The organism is Paenibacillus sp. FSL R5-0517 (assembly GCF_037974355.1).
GTDB lineage: Bacteria > Bacillota > Bacilli > Paenibacillales > Paenibacillaceae > Paenibacillus.
Map to the genome: position 1 here is coordinate 203,193 of NZ_CP150235.1, position 16,526 is coordinate 219,718.

Below are 16,526 nucleotides of genomic sequence, written 5' to 3' on the forward strand. Positions count from 1 at the left end.
ACCGGTCATCCGATCCAAACCGTTAAACCCATCACACTTCGGAACCAAAGGAGGGTCAGAGTGAAAAACAGAGCAAAGGATGCAACAACAGATGCAGGAGCAACAACAGAAGGTGATGCAACAATTGAAGCGAAAGTAACAGCAACAGCATCAGATGTCGAGACCAATGCAGAAGCAAACGAAAATACGAAAGCAAACACAAGAGCAAACCCCAGTGCAATGAAGAAGAAGTGGACTCCCCGTTTCAAAGAGTTCATTCAACGCATGCCCAAGACGTTGGCTTTTAAAATTCCGTTTGCCTACTTTGTCATTATTCTGCTAACGGTGGCGTTCAGTGCGTTGGTGTTGAATCGAATCTCGGAAAATGACGCGCAGCGAAAAATTAATGAAGCATCACTGCAGACAATCACATCCATTGAGACCAATGTTAATCTGATGATCGGGAACGTGAACAATTATTCGAAGATGATTTTCTCCGATCCCAACTTGCAGAACCTGCTGCGGCAGGGCAATGTGTACTCCAATTTACAGACACAGTCCAAGGTTAGCGCGTATTTGACCAATCTCATGCAAGCGATTCCAATTATTGATTCAGTCTATATTTATGATAATTCGGGTCACCGATTCTCTGTCGGTACACAGGAGTGGCCCACGTTTATGGAAGCGAATGTGAAGGAAGCGCCGTGGTACGAACAGGCTTTGAAGCACAACGGACGATATCTGCTCAGGCTGAATGGTAGCAGCAACGATAGCGGAGTCTCGGCCATGGGGGAAAATGATGGGCAAGAGGTGGTCTCATTTATTCGCCTCATTCGGGATCTGGATGATACGTCTCCACTTGGCTTTCTGGTCATGAACATCAAGGGGGCATCCATCGCGCAAGCCTACGCCAACCTGTCTGCACCGGATTCATTTCAGGTGGCCATTCTGGATGAGCATCAGCGGGTGATCGCAACCAACGCAACCGATGGGAAGAAGGGCGTGCCTGCGGTATCCGACGCATCCATGTCTGCGGCTTCTGGACAGGAAGGCATGCACGAGATGTTAGAGGCCAATCAGGCCAAGTTAAAACAAACATTTCAAGAGCAGCCCTCCGGCTTCATCACCTTGCAATCGGGTGGTCAGGAGTATGCGCTAACCTATCGTTCGGCTGGTGATGATCAGTGGAAATTCATCAGCATGAGTCCATACCGGGCTACTGATACCCGTAATAAATCCATGGTACTGCTCGCGTTGATCCTGCTGGCGGTGAACGGGACTGTCTTTTTTGTAAGTTCATTCATCATCTCGCGCAGTGTCATCAAGCCGATTCACAAGCTGCTTCGCGCCATGCAGAAAGCGCCAAGTGGCAACTTCCGCAAAGTGACGGTTGAGCTGAACAGCTACGAGTTCGAGCAGTTATATGGAGGATACAACCAGATGATTGAGCAGATTGACCAGATGCTGAAACGAATCATTCAGGAGCAGCAGACGCTCCGCCGTGCAGAGCTGAATACACTTCAGGCGCAGATCAAGCCGCATTTTTTATACAACACACTGGATTCCATCACCTCCCTGGCCATGTCGGGCATGAACGATAAGGTATGTGAGCTGTTAGAAGCGCTCGGAAGTTACTATCGACTGAGTGTCAGCAAAGGCCGTGAACTGATTACACTGCACGAGGAGGTTGAGATTGTACGAAATTATCTGACGATCCAGCAGGTGCGCTACCCCGGTGTGTTTGAGGTGCAGTACGATATTGCTCCAGATTGTGAGCGAGTGATGATTCCCAAGCTCGTACTCCAGCCGCTGGTGGAAAATTCACTGTATCATGGCATTCGTTCCAAAGGCAGCCCAGGCACGATACGCATTCAAGCACATCGCTCCAAGGAAGGGGTACTTCTAACGATTACTGACGACGGAGTTGGCATGTCCGAGGAAGAGATACAGCAGGTTCAACGCAAAGAAATAAACCGTTCTAACCGTTTTGACTCAACTAACTCAACCAACTCATCTAATTCAACTAATCCTTCCAATCCTTCCGATCTTTCTAATCTTTCTAAGATTACCTATAACTCTAAACACAATCCAAGCTTTGGCTTATGGGGAACGATGGAGCGACTTCGTATTTTCTACGAAAGAGAGGATGGACTCAAGCTGGTGAGCGAGGTTGGAAAAGGAACCACCATTATGATAACGATCCCGAAGGGAGCCGATGAATCGTGGAATTAACTATGAAACCATTCAAGGTATTGATTGTGGACGACGAATATCTCATCCGAAATCTGCTGCGTATGCGTATCGATTGGGAGCAGCAAGGCATGGTCATCGTTGGCGAGGCCTCCGATGCCGCGGAGGCTTTGGATCAGGTGGAGCTGTTGCGTCCAGACATCGTCTTCACGGACATATACATGCCGAAGATGGACGGCATTGAACTGAGCCGTATCCTCATGGAGCGTTACCCGAACCTAAAAATCGTGGTTGTGACGGGACATGATGAATTTGAGTATGCTCGTCAGAGTGTGAAGCTGGGCATATCCGATTTTATTTTGAAACCCATTCGTGCTTCTGAGTTATTACAGGTTACGGCGAAGCTGCGAACGGCGATCGAACAGGAGGTCGGACGTGAGTACGAGCTGATGAAGTTGCGGGAGGAAATGAAGCAGAGCTTGCCTTATCTCAGGGAGAGGTTTGTGAATCAATGGTTAAGTCATGTGGTGCCTGAGGATGAACTACAGGAGAAGGCGCGATTCTTCGGCATTCCTATCTCGTCTGGTGAACCGGGATTACGCATCGCAGTAATAGAGGTGGAGGTTGCTGTACCGCAAGCGAAGATAGCTGCACCAGAGGTTTATCCATATCTACCCGACATATCTCATCAAGTTCATGCAGCTCATCAAGCCCGTCAACCGCACCAACTCAGCCAAGTTCAAGGAGAGCCCCAACACGATCAAACGCATTTAAGCCAGCATCAGACAGAAGCCCATCCACAACCCGCTGAGGAAATACATATTCTGCTGCGAATGGTAGGCATGAAGCAGGTGCAGGCTTTTTATGCGCAGGATTCACAAACCGTTATTGTCATGGACCCGCATAACCGAGTCGTTGTGCTCTCGCTTGGTGCGGATACGGAATTTGCCAATCAGGTACAGCAGCTTCAGGAAGAACTTCAACAGACGCTTAAGCTCGAAGGGTGCGAAGTGGATGTGACTGTAGGGATTGGGCAATGGCAATCAAGATGGGAAAAGGCCTGTGTGGGATACCGGGAAGCCTGTCGTGCACTCGACTATCAGGCGTTTGTGGGGAAAAATCAGGTCATTTGCTTCGAGGATCTGGTCATTGAAAGCGGGAATAGGCCCTATCACTCGGATGCTCAGCTGCTCCAACAACTACAATTTAATGTCAGTGTTGGTGCGGGAGAAGAAGGGGTATTATTGCTGGAGCGTATACTGTCTGTGCCATTCTCGGACGTTTCACAGTTTCGGATGGCAGCCTTGGATGTGGTTACGGAGTGCCAGCGTGCTGCCATAGAGCAGCAGCTTGAGGGAGAGCATGCATTGAACAAGGAGGCCGTTGCGGCCATTTTTACAGCAAATCATCTGCCCGAACTAAAAAGTATGCTAGAGCAGCATGTCCGCACCGTATCGGATGTCATACAAGCCAAGCGACAGGCCAATGAAGGCAATCTGATCGACCGGGTGAAGGCTTATCTTGAAGAGAACATGGGCAATGCGGAAGTGGGGCTTTCCAGCACGGCGGCTGCTTTTTACGTAAGCTCGGGCCATCTGGGGCGGCTGATGAAAAAAGAAACCGGGCAGACATTTGTGGAATATCTCACCCAACTCCGCATGAAGAAGGCTGAACTGCTGCTGAAACAGACGGATCTGAAAGGATATGAGATTGGGGAGCTGGTAGGCATCCCGGACCCACACTATTTCAGCGTCTTGTTCAAAAAACATATCGGCCGATCCATGAATGAATATCGAAATGTAAAAACCTGAAAAATGAGAATGTAGTCGGGCGTGTTGGGGAGTGTGGGGAGTGCGGCGAAGGTCTGAGTGTAAACCCGCTTCGGTTGTAATTCCACATATGTTCGAAAATTACAAATCGATGCCTGTTTTCTAAATGGAGAACAAAGCACAGTTTGCCTAAAATATGGGCTAGAACCAACGAAAACACATAGGGAGGTCTGTAGATATGAAAGCGCTATTAAAAAAATCAGCAAGTCTAATTCTGACATTGGGCATTGTAAGTAGTCTGGCGGCATGTTCATCTGGCTCGTCCGGCGGCGCACAGGGGGAAAGTAATGGCAAGATCAAGCTGACGCTATGGGATCAATCGGTCGGCAATACCGATCCTTCGGCCAAGCTGCTGCCCGAGATTGTGGAGAAATGGAACAGCGAGCATCCAGACATTCAGGTTGAACGTACGGGCACGACAGGAGAACAGTACAAAACCAAAGTCAAAACATCGATTGCAGCTGGTGAAGCGCCGGACCTGTTCTATGGCATGGGAGGCGGCAGCTTCATGCAGCCGTACATCAAATCCGGTAATGTGCTGGAAATCTCAAGCTACCTGACGGACGATATCAAAGAACGGATGGGCCCGGGTATGGCTGAGGCGATCAATATGGACGGCAAAATCTACACGTTGCCCGTGTACACTCATATCGCCAACCTTTACGTGAACACGGAATTGTTCGAGCAGGCGGGTGCCAAGATTCCGACCACCTATAACGAACTGCTGGATGCAATCGAAAAGCTGAAAGCGGCAGGAATTACTCCGGCTGTGATTGGGGAAAAAGACCGCTGGCCGGGCATGTACTGGTACGACATTATTGCGATGCGCCAAGCAGGCAATGCTGCGGTGATGGAAGCCTTTAAAGATCCGTCAAAGTGGGATTCGACCGACTTTGTTGCCGCCGCGACTAAGATGCAGCAGCTTGCGCAAGCAGGAGCTTTCAACAGCAGCATGTTCAGCATGAGCTATGACGAGATGCTTGGGGCTTTCAATGCAGGCAACGGGGCGATGATGTTCCAGGCCAACTGGGTAAATGCAGGAATTGAGGATCCGTCCTCCGCAGTCAAAGGCAAAGTGAAAGTGATTCCGTTCCCGGTGTTTGAGGATGGAAAAGGCACAAATACCGAAATCTTCGGCGGAGCTGTCGATGGTTTCTACATCAATCAGAATACCAAACATCCGAAAGAAGCCGTGGAATTCCTCATGTATCTGAGCGAACAGCTCGGTACGCAAGGTTTCCTGGCCGGAGCCGGTCTGCCAAGCTGGAAAACAGATGCACTCGACACGTCCAGTCTGTCCTCCCTGGATCTGTCTGCGGCAGACATTATGAAAACGGCGACCTCATTCATCGCGTGGTGGGATAACATTCTGCCAGCGGAGTCTGCCGAAGCGCACAAAAACCTGATTGCCCAGCTGCTTGCCGGCGATATAACACCTGAGGAGTTCTGCAAACAAATGGCACAGCTCAAACCAACAGAACTGAGCTTGTAGATCGCGCAGGCTAATATGCGCATAATCCATACACGTGTAAGCTCGTGTTGAGCTTGCCAAACTGAAGCCTGCTAACAATGAAGATGAGCCCAAACAAGGCGTGGTCCGGTATATCCCGGTCACGCCTTTGAGAGGAGAACAACAATGAACTCTGTATTTTCCAATAAAGGCACCATAGCTGTCTTCGTACTGCCCACACTGATTCTGTTCTGCGGAATTGTGCTTATTCCAATCTTTGTCTCCAGTTATTACAGTCTGTTGGACTGGAATGGCGTAGGCAGGGGGACATTTATCGGTCTGGACAACTATGTGGAGATGTTTAAGGATACGCGTGTACTGAATTCGATCAAAAACTCCCTGTTATTCGCGGGAGCTTCGGTGTTCATTCAACTGCCGATCTCGCTCGTGCTCGCGCTGATTCTGGCGTCCAACGCCAAGGGGGAAGGGTTCTACCGGACCGTGTATTTCATCCCGGTATTGATCTCAACGGTGGTTATTGCCCAGTTGTGGTCAAAAATCTACAATGCCGATTACGGTCTGCTGAACGTGCTGCTGCAAAATATCGGCTTAGCCCATTGGGCGCAAGATTGGCTGGGTCAGAAGCACACGGCACTTGCGGCTTCTTTTATCCCAACCCTATGGCAGTACGTAGGGTATCACATGCTGCTGATGTACGCAGGAGCGAAATCCGTCTCGCAGGATGTGCTTGAAGCAGCAAGAATGGATGGTGCTTCACGTCTTCGCACGGCTTGGTCCATTATGATTCCTTTAATGAAGCCGATCCTGAAGGTAAGCCTTGTATTTTCGGTTATTGGCGCATTCAAGGTGTTTGACCTGATCTATGTGCTGACGGGCGGCGGGCCGTTCTATACCACTGAAGTGCCGAGCACGCTGATGTACGCCACCATTTTTGATACGTTCCGGTACGGATATGGCAGTGCAATCTCGGTATTTATCATTGTGGAGTGTCTGGTATGTACGATCCTCATTAATTCATTGTTCAAAACGGAATAGAAGGAGGCATGAGGCATGAGTACCGTAGAAGTCATGTTGCAAAAAAAGCCCAAGCCAAGGTCCATCTCCGGACCAATCGGGAAAGTGTTCCTGCAAGCGTTTCTGATCCTCGTCGCAATTGTGCAGATCTACCCGCTCATCTGGCTGGCGCTGTTTTCCCTGAAGGATAACAGTGAAATCTTTAGCGGTGATGTAGCCGGGTTGCCGAAGGCGTTTCTGTGGAGCAACTATACCAAAGCCATGTCCGACGGCCATGTGCTGACCTATTTTATGAATAGCGTGCTGGTCACAGCTGCCTCCATTGTCTTGGTACTGATCTTGTCTTCGATGACGGGATACGCAATCACAAGAATGAACTGGAAGCTCAGCGGGCTCACGATGACGATTATTTTGCTGGGCATGATGGTGCCGATTCATGCGGCGCTGCTGCCATTGTTTATTATTTTGAAGAATCTGAGCCTGCTCAACAGTTATTGGTCACTGATCATTCCCTATGTGGCGTTTGGCATTCCGATGGCGGTATTCATTCTGGGCAGCTTTTTCAAAGGTATCCCGCGAGAGATGGAGGAGTCGGCGGTGATCGACGGCTGCGGTATCTACCGGACGTTTTTCTCTATTATTCTGCCTCTGGTAACCCCGGCTATATCAACGGTAGCCATCTTCACGTTTTTGTCGTGTTGGAATGAGCTGATGTTTGCGGTCACGTTTATCAATAACACGGCTTATCAGACATTGACGGTGGGCATGATGTCGATGGTGGGAACGTACATTACGCAATGGGGCATCATTGGTGCGGGACTGATGATTACGACGGTGCCAACGGTGATCATCTATCTGCTGTTGAATAAACAGGTGCAGAAGAGCATGATCGCAGGTGCGATCAAAGGTTAGTTGGAGGCTGGACTAGACCGCGGTCTATGAACATGGAATAATAAGGGGTATGTAGCCAGTCAGTTGCAGAGAGGGGTCATTATTTATGGTCAATATCGCGATGGTAGAGCAAGAGTCTGTTCGGGAAAAGGTTGTGGCGTTTACGTTTGATGATGGGCCGCATCCGGTGTATACACCTCAAGTTCTTGAGATATTCCGTCGTGCCGGTGGGCAGGCGACGTTTTTCATGATTGGCCAAGAGATAGAGGCTCATTCGGAGATTGCGGCGGAGGTACACCGTGAAGGGCATGAGATCGCAAACCATACATACACGCATCCGGACCTGACCAAGCTGACGCTGGAGGAAGCCGGGGAAGAGTTGCAACGCGCAGAACATCTTGTTCAAGAAGTTACGGGGCAACCTGCCCGCAGCTTCCGACCGCCGTATTTTGGCGTAAACGATGATATATTGTCTCTGGCAGCGGAACGCGGATATCGCATGATTGGTGCGGTCAACGGTGATGCGAAAGATTGGGATAATCCTGGCGTTGAGCATATCGTGGAGCATACCCGGTCTGCGGTGAAACCCGGCAGTGTGCTGATATTCCATGACGGGTACGGAGACCGTTCCCAGACGGTGGAGGCGGTACGTGTTCTGGTGGAGGAACTGGTCACAGAAGGGTATCGATTGGTGACGGTGAGTGAGCTGCTGGACATTTCTCGTGAACAGGATGAAAAGATAACATAATCAAGTGGACCCATCATTCTTTGAATGACTGGGTCCTTTTTTATATATAATTTGTATAGGAAGAACGGAGCAGAGGTATAAACTTTGCTTGCCCTCTCAAACTACTTTATAATAATAGGCTAAACTAGATTATGTCAGGAGGAAACAATGGACTTTATCAAAAATCAACTAGAAGAACTCGGCATGAGTGGACCCTCCATTGGTTATCTTTCAAACATCATTATGATTATTTTTATCGCACTAATCTCGATATTGGCGAATGTGATTGCCAAGCGAGTGGTACTGAAGACGGTGCATCGTATTGTAAGTAATAACCGTTTCAAGTGGGGCCACATCGTGGTTCAGAAAAATTTATTTCAGAAGCTGTCGCATCTTGTGCCGGCTATTATTATCTATTATTCGGCTTATATTTTCCCGTCTTATCAGACCATAATTGAAAAAGCAGCAATGACCTACATGATTGTCATCATGATCACGGTAATGAATGCATTGCTTAATGTATTCGATGATATCTATCGTACCTATGAGGTGTCGAAGATTCGCCCAATCAAGAGCTACATTCAGGTAGCCAAGATCGTTCTGTTCATTATCGGGGGCATTATCGTCATCTCCAGCCTGATTGGACAAAATCCGCTCATTATCCTCAGTGGACTTGGTGCATTATCGGCGGTATTGATGCTCGTATTCAAAGACTCGATCCTTGGCCTCGTGGCTGGTGTACAGCTATCGTCGAACGATATGGTGCGTGTTGGTGACTGGATCGAGATGCCAAAGTATAATGCAGACGGGGACGTTATCGACATTACACTGAACACAGTGAAAGTGATGAATTTTGATAAAACGATTACGATGATTCCAAGCTATGCCCTCATATCGGACTCGTTCCGGAACTGGAGAGGCATGCAGGTGTCCGGTGGCAGAAGAATTAAGCGGAGCATCTATATCGACATCAGCAGTATTCGTTTTTGTACGGAAGAGATGGTGGCTGAATTTGAGAAGATTCATTACCTGACGGATTATGTCACTTCCAAACTTAAAGAAATTCAAGCGTACAACATGGAGCATCAGGTGAATACTGAAAGCAACGTGAACGGCAGACAGCTCACAAATATCGGTGTATTCCGGGAATATATCCATCAATATTTGAGGAACCATCCGAAGATCAATAAAGATATGACGATGATTGTGCGACAATTAGCACCGGAAGATCGCGGGCTGCCTCTGGAAATCTATGCATTCAGCAATGATATCAACTGGGGTGTATATGAGAACGTTCAGGCGGATATCTTTGACCATATCTTCGCGGTGGCGTCAACTTTTGGACTGCGGGCCTTCCAGAATCCAACTGGACATGACATTGTGCAACTGAAAGAGGATAAACAATTGGTGCGAGAGTACTAGGGGCTCATAACAGCTCTATCCTTTTCCAATATACTATTCATTCATAAGCCATTAACTCATCTGGGTTGATGGCTTTTTGTCTGTGATATAATAGGCATATTTTAAGAACGAAGAAGTAGGGGGAACGTGTATGGATTGGGAAGCTCATATCGAACAGTGGAGCCGAACGGCCGTTAGATTACTGGATATTCGGTATTATCGTGCGGAGCATGGAACGGTTCCTGATCACGATGTGGCGCATAACAGCTTCTTCTTAATCACTACTCATGGAGAGGCTAGGATAAGGATATCAGGCGAGGTCTACCAGACTCATTCAGCATACATATTGCACGGGGGAGCAGATGCTGGGCTAAGTATTACACCGTTGGAACAGGACTTTGCCTGTTATCTGATTTTATATACAGCCGAGTGTGCATCGCCGGAAGATCGAAAGGGTTTCCAGATGACGTATGGGTTTGCACCGTATGCATTACTCCCTGTTCAGGAAAAGTGTGAAGCCATGAACCGTCTGTGGCAAGAACCCGCCTCCATAGATAAGCTACAGGCACAGTCGTTTTTTCTTCCGTTGGTGTACGAGATCATGCGGCAGCAGATTCAGACATGGGCTAAAAAGGAAAACAGCAAACCCAATATCGTCACTGACGCAATCCACTATATTCACGATCACTATAGCGAGCTGATTACAGCCGAGGAACTAGCCAAGAGATACCATTGCAGCGCCAGCTATTTATCCCGTTTGTTCAAAAACCAGATTGGACTAGGACCGATTGAATATCTTATTCATGTGCGGGTTCACAGATCCAAGCAGTACCTTCTAAGATCCGAAGCCCGGATCCAGGAAATCGCGAGCAATGTGGGTTATGCGGATATGTATTATTTCAGTCGCTTGTTCAAAAAGCATACCGGCTTATCGCCAGTACAATTTCGTACACAATATCGGAAACAGGTTCAAGTTCAGTATAATCCATTACGTGGGTTAGAATCGTCTATTGTAACCTCTAACTCCGGTTCTCATAATGAGAATGAGACTTATTATCAACGGATTGGGGAAGGGGACACATCCATGTTTAGATTTTCAAGACCAGCCTTTGGGGCGATGATGTTATTATGCACATCCTTGCTTCTAAGTGCTTGCCAGACCAGCAGTACTCCAGGAGCAACGGCTTCCCAGCCAGCTTCATCAGATACGAATACTGCTGTAGCTACAGACAGCGCAGCTGTGGAAACGCGGATATATAAACATCTGAAAGGCTCAACCGAGATTCCTGTGAACCCTCAGCGAGTCGTCAGCTTCTATCACTTGGGCGAATTGATGGCGCTGGGGGTGAAGCCGGTTGGCACAACGACATATATTTTGGATAACCCACTTATAGATGATACTTCCGGTATTTCAGATGTGGGCGTTCCGCCAGATGCCGAGAAAATCCTGTCACTGGAGCCAGATCTGATTGTGACAACGGCAGCATTCGCAGAAGCTGTGGAAGGCGGGTATGATGCACTGAGCCAGATCGCTCCGACCATTGTTGTCGAGCAGTATAATGACCCGATTAAAGATGTGGAGATGTTTGGGGATATTCTCGGGAAACAAGAGGAAGCACGGTTATGGAATGAGCAATTCAAAGCCAAAATCGCAGCGTACAAAACGAAAATTAGCCCTTATGTTCGTGCGGATGAAACGTATTCTATATTAAACGTGCGTCCAGATGCTCTTTTTGTATACGGAGATACCAATATGGGGGGCAACATTATTTATAAATATCTTGGGTTGAAGCCAGCGCCCAAGGTAGAGTCGGACGTCATCCATGGAGAAACGTGGGAGATTTCCACCGAGGTCATTCCCGAATTTATCGGTGACCGTCTGTTCCTGGCCGTCAATGAGGGAGCTGAGGACAAGCTCAAGGATGTGCAAAAGTTGATTGATGCCTCACCAGCCGGGAAAGCGGGTCACGTATACTCCATTAACTTTGATCAGTTCCTTCCGAGTGACCCTATTGCAGTAGAGAAACAGTTAGACATCATCACAGATATAATTGTAGGAGATGGCAAATAGATGTGTATGTCTGTGATAGGTCTACCGAGTTGAAGTGTTATTGATGGCTTAGATGTAGAGGAGTTCGCATTGATTCAAGCCGGCGTGAAGGGGTAGAATAACGAGAGGACGTTTATTTTCTAACAATCTAATCTCGGAACGAAAATCTAACCTTTTGGCAAAGGAGAGTTCTCACATGAACCATCAGATTCCGGAATATACATTGAACGATGGCTTGAAAGTACCTGCAATTGGATTTGGTACCTACAGTCTGAAAGGTGAAGAAGGCGTTAAATCGATCGCGTCTGCCATGGATGCGGGTTATCGATTAATTGATACGGCGTATAACTATGAGAATGAGGCAACCGTGGGCAGAGCAATCAAGCAAAGCTCCATCGCCAGAGAAGACCTGCTGATTTCCTCGAAGCTGCCGGGGCGTTATCACGCTCAGGATAAAGCACTCGTGGCGATTCAGGAATCATTGTACAGAGCGGATCTGGACTATTATGACCTGTATCTGATCCACTGGCCCAATCCGAAGAAGGACATGTATGTCGAGGCATGGCAAGCACTGATCGAAGCCAAAAAGCGTGGATATATCCGATCCATCGGCGTCAGCAACTTCCTGCCTGAGCACAATGAACGCCTGATTAAGGAGACGGGGGTAGCGCCGAGCCTGAATCAGATTGAGCTGCATCCGTTCTTTGACCAAGCTGGTCAGCGGGAACAGGATGCGAAGCATGGCATCGTTAACGAATCCTGGAGTCCGATTGGACGTGGCAATGATGCTGTACAGGATATTCTGAAGGATGAGAATATTCTTCGGATCGCGGAAACGCATGGCAAAACACCGACCCAGATCATTCTGCGCTGGCATGTTCAGCTGGGCTCCATTCCAATTCCGAAAGCGGGCTCCTTACAGCATCAGCAGGAAAATATCAATATATTTGATTTTGAGTTGAGCACAGAAGAGATGCAGGTCATTTCTGCATTTAATCGTCCGGATGGACGGTTGTGGGATCAGGACCCAAGTGAGTACGAAGAGTTTTAAAGAAGGACAAGCAATATCTGCCCAACTTTACGAAGCAATATGAAAAACTGTTCGTGTCACTTGCTGCCAAGTATGGATCAATATGAAATTAAATGTGATCCAGACTGTAAGTACGATGTGATTAAATGCCATTATAACCTGCGCACCTTTTGGAATAATTATTGGTCCCTCTGGGTTACCAGTGAAATTCCAAAGGGTGTTTTTGAGTGAATTGTATCTAGTCATAGCCTGCCTTATCGGGCTATATTAATAACGATAAGAGCATACATCTGTGGAATTCTGGATGGCAAGCAGCATAGCAATGGGGTCATAAGCAGGTTGTTCAGGGGAGGGCGATGTTTAGTGGTGGCTAACTGGTGGTTCGCGCTGATTATTATGGTTGTGGTGAATGGGATTGTAGCCTGGAGTTTATGGACGGGGGAACAAACAAGTAGAAGGGCGAAAAAGTGGTTTTTTATTGTGGCTAATCTTATCGGGGTAGGGCTTGCCATCTCTCAATTTTTCTGGATGGACTTCAACTAGGATGCAGTGGTGGTATGAGAATATAACGTGTAATACATAGAAAATAAGGAAGGGCTGCTCCCATGTCAGATATGACAGGAGGCAGCCTTTCCTTATTGGAGCATTTTAAGGGTTGTTGCAGTTTTCCGCGTTGCGTAAGTTCTGCTAGTGTCTCGCAGGAATACGGAAAGTTAGAATCTCATACGGTTTGATATCAAAAGAAATCCGACCATTTTCCACAGCGCATTCCGCTTCGTTATTCTCAAGCAAATCACACGTGTACGCCGTGGCACCTGCTCCTTCAGGCAATTGCAGGGAAGCACGGCTGCGGCGGCCATGTGCTTCATAGAGACGGATGATCATATCATCGTTATTCTCGGCTTTTTTGATAACCTCCAGCACGACATTATCCTGATCAACCGATGCGAGTGACCACAACCCAGGTAACGTGCCGGTTTGCGATGCAATCTCACGAGCAACCAGCGGACGGTTGAGATCATAAGCAGCTTGGATGACACGTCCTTCACGGAAATCGCCCTGATGCGGATAGAGCGCGTAGGTGAATACGTGCTGCTCTTTGTCAGCATTTTCATTCGGGTACGTTGCGCTCTTGATCAGCGACAATCGCATCACCGAGTTATGAATATCATATCCATATTTGCAGTCGTTCAGCAGAGCAGCGCCGTACCCGTTCTCCGCCAGATCGGCCCACTTCTGTCCGCATACTTCGAACCTGGCTTGATCCCAGCTTGTATTCCGGTGAGTAGCACGCTCCACGTTGCCGTACTGGATCTCGTAGACCGCTTTTTCACTCCAGATATCCAGCGGGAAGGCTGCTTTCAGCAGCAAATGCTCCTGTTTCCAATCCACTAACGTGCGGAAATCAATTCGGCGTGTATGCGCGTAGAAGATAATCGTTTGTTCAACGACAGAGTCCAGGAACTGTCGCTTCACTTGCAACACGGAACGCACCGGCCCGCTTTCAACCCACTCCAGTGACTGCAGGTTGTTAATCTCCCACATATGCTGTTCATAATAGTCGTCAATGTTCCATGCCTCATATTCCGCAGGTCGATCCTCGAACACTTGCAGCACATTACCACGCTTGCCAGACTGAAGCAGCTCACGCCCCTCCAGCTTGTCCCATACGGATATGAACTCGGCACGTTCATTCAGTTGAATATCGAACCAAGGTGTATGGATGTGACGCTGATTGGCTTCCCACTGTGCAACCGATACGCTCGCGACAAGTTCGTCTGTCAGATCCGGTGTGATTCGGAAGGATTTATACCCGGATGCCGGCACGTTCTCTGCAAGGAACACAAGTCCGCCTTCAGGAGTACGCTGGCTTGGTACAGGGCGATCTCCATCATGGACGGTCACTTTTCTCGCAAAAGCAGGCAGTTCAACCACATCTGTTCGTACGAATCCGGTGGTGTTGAATACGACAATGGCTTCGCCATCAGATGTAATTTGGCTTGCAATGCCGTTCAGTGCGCTGTCTTTCAGCTCATCCGTGACACGCAGCACTTCTTCATATTGCTCTTTGGAATCCACATATACCTGCTCAATGGAGCTGCCCGGCAGAATATCATGGAACTGGTTCAGCATCGTCAGCTTCCATGCGTGCTCCAGTGCATCGGTTGGATAGGCTGCCTGGGCATTCGCCTGACGATGAATCATGGCATACAGCTCGGCATCAGCCAACGCAAATTCGCTATGACGGTTGTACCGTTTGTTGCGGGCCATGGAAGTGTAGGTACCGCGGTGATACTCCAGATACAGCTCACCCGACCAGCGGGGAACGGAAGGCACATCCACCAGATTTTGCTCCAACTTCTCGAAAAACTCGCGTACAAAGGTACGTTTCACCGCAGGCACACCCGGCAATCCAACATCAAGTCGTCTGCCATGCTCCAGCATCTCTCCGGTTGGTCCGCCGCCGCCATCCCCGAATCCGAAACATTGCAGAACATCTGCATTAATGTTTTTGTTCTGGTATCGCTGCCACGTGCCTTTGACTTGGGAGGCGTTGAATCGTCCATTATAAGTCGTCTCGAAGCGGCGTTGTCTGAAATCGGGATGCTTGTCATAGTCTGTCGCTGTGATGAAATGAGTTAGAACTTCAGAGCCGTCAATACCTCTCCAGTACATCGTGTCGTTCGGAATTTGGTTCGTATCATTCCAGGCAATTTTGGTGGTCATAAAATAATCAATGCCACTCTTGCGCATAATCTGCGGCATCGCTGCACTATAACCAAATACATCCGGCAGCCAGAGCACACGGTTCTCTACGCCGAACTCTTCCTTGAAGAAACGTTTGCCGTATATAATCTGACGGATCATGGATTCGCCGGAGATCAGGTTACAATCGGCTTCCAGCCACATCGAACCTTCGGCTTCCCAGCGGCCTTCGGCTACCTTTTCCTTGATTTTTTCATAGAGAGACGGGTAGTCTGCTTTCAGGTACGCATATAACTGCGGTTGCGAGGACATGAACGTGTATTCTGGGAACTTGTCCATGAGATATAATACACTCGCGAAGCTGCGAATGACCTTCTCCCGGGTCTGATCCAATGTCCATAGCCATGCCACATCGATATGCGTGTGTCCGATACAGTGAACGGTTGGGATGTGATCACCCGCAGGGCGAGCTTCACCATAGACATGGTCTTGCAGATATCGACGCGCTTCCAGCACCGAAGCATGGAATTCTGCGCTGTTCTCTTGACGCAAATCCAGCAGATTCACGGCTTTATTCAGATGTTCGACCAAATTCAGCCGCTCCAGATCATCCTCACGCAGCAGATCCGCCGCATCGAGCGCAGCCTTAAGATCGTAATATAGATCGGTTACAGGCTGATGATGCTCAGCTACATAGACATTGAGAAAGACATCGGCTGCCGAAGTACTACAGTACGCATATAAAGCCAGTTCGAATTCTTCCCCTTTTGCCGCAGCAGGTGTCAGGTCAATTTCCGTATGGTTCACATCCAAACCACAGATCAGTTCCCCATTGAGGAATGCCAGAAATTGTGGATTATCATAGTTCCAGATATCATCCGCACCGGTGACGATGGTACATACGACTTTTTTTCCTTCCATATGATCCGGGATGCGAATCCGGGTTTTGAAGCAGCTGTGTACATCTTTACCACCCCAGCCATCCCCTTTACGAAATACGTTCCAGGAGGAAGGGTCTTCATGCACCAGTTCCCAGGAGTGGTAACCACTTTCTTTATGATAAAGCTCCGGTATATATGTCTTTGAGGTCAGTCGTGCACGTTCCAAGTGTTTAACTATGGTATGGATCCGAGTATACAAGGAATTCATTTTCATGTTGGTTTCCCACCTTGGTTTGTAGTAAGTACAGGCTGTAGTCGTCGTTGGAGCAAGTATACTGCAAGCGCTAACATATCAAC

Annotated in this window: 11 protein-coding genes; 10 read left to right on the plus strand and 1 reads right to left on the minus strand. The window is 48.3% G+C overall.

From position 1 onward, the window contains the following. The first annotated feature begins 60 nt into the window (after positions 1-60). From MKX40_RS00975 to MKX40_RS01020, 10 genes are all read left to right on the plus strand, one after another. On the plus strand, positions 61-2,211 hold the full coding sequence (locus MKX40_RS00975) for a sensor histidine kinase (RefSeq protein ID WP_339239029.1): 2,151 nt from the start codon (positions 61-63) through the stop codon (positions 2,209-2,211). Further along, a complete protein-coding gene (locus MKX40_RS00980) occupies positions 2,202-3,980 on the plus strand; it encodes a response regulator (protein WP_339239030.1) in 1,779 nt (592 codons plus the stop codon). Before MKX40_RS00975 ends, MKX40_RS00980 begins: the two co-directional genes overlap by 10 nt. A 196-nt stretch (positions 3,981-4,176) precedes the next feature. Continuing rightward, complete coding sequence (locus MKX40_RS00985) at positions 4,177-5,490, plus strand: extracellular solute-binding protein (protein WP_339239032.1); 1,314 nt, start codon at positions 4,177-4,179, stop codon at positions 5,488-5,490. 144 nt (positions 5,491-5,634) lie between these two features. Continuing rightward, positions 5,635-6,504 carry a sugar ABC transporter permease gene (locus tag MKX40_RS00990; protein ID WP_339239034.1) on the plus strand — a complete coding sequence of 290 codons (870 nt, stop codon included), beginning with the start codon at positions 5,635-5,637 and terminating at the stop codon, positions 6,502-6,504. 15 nt (positions 6,505-6,519) lie between these two features. Further along, positions 6,520-7,395, plus strand: coding sequence for a carbohydrate ABC transporter permease (locus MKX40_RS00995; protein WP_192136213.1), 876 nt, complete (start codon positions 6,520-6,522; stop codon positions 7,393-7,395). Between the two features lie 85 nt (positions 7,396-7,480). Further along, positions 7,481-8,122, plus strand: a complete 642-nt coding sequence (locus tag MKX40_RS01000; protein ID WP_339239038.1) for a polysaccharide deacetylase family protein — start codon at positions 7,481-7,483, stop codon at positions 8,120-8,122. Between the two features lie 147 nt (positions 8,123-8,269). After that, positions 8,270-9,523 (plus strand): mechanosensitive ion channel domain-containing protein, encoded by a 1,254-nt coding sequence (locus MKX40_RS01005; RefSeq protein ID WP_339239039.1) that lies wholly within the window; start codon positions 8,270-8,272, stop codon positions 9,521-9,523. A gap of 130 nt (positions 9,524-9,653) precedes the next feature. Next, the gene (locus MKX40_RS01010; protein WP_339239040.1) at positions 9,654-11,573 is read left to right on the plus strand and encodes an AraC family transcriptional regulator; all 1,920 of its coding nucleotides are present in this window, start codon (positions 9,654-9,656) and stop codon (positions 11,571-11,573) included. Positions 11,574-11,748: 175 nt separating this feature from the next. Continuing rightward, a complete protein-coding gene (locus MKX40_RS01015) occupies positions 11,749-12,603 on the plus strand; it encodes an aldo/keto reductase (protein ID WP_339239041.1) in 855 nt (284 codons plus the stop codon). Positions 12,604-12,948: 345 nt separating this feature from the next. After that, positions 12,949-13,125 carry a hypothetical protein gene (locus MKX40_RS01020; protein WP_339239042.1) on the plus strand — a complete coding sequence of 59 codons (177 nt, stop codon included), beginning with the start codon at positions 12,949-12,951 and terminating at the stop codon, positions 13,123-13,125. Between the two features lie 144 nt (positions 13,126-13,269). On the opposite strand, the gene MKX40_RS01025 is transcribed toward MKX40_RS01020, so the two are convergent. After that, the gene (locus MKX40_RS01025) at positions 13,270-16,443 is read right to left on the minus strand and encodes an alpha-mannosidase (protein WP_339239043.1); all 3,174 of its coding nucleotides are present in this window, start codon (positions 16,441-16,443) and stop codon (positions 13,270-13,272) included. Positions 16,444-16,526 lie beyond the last annotated feature (83 nt).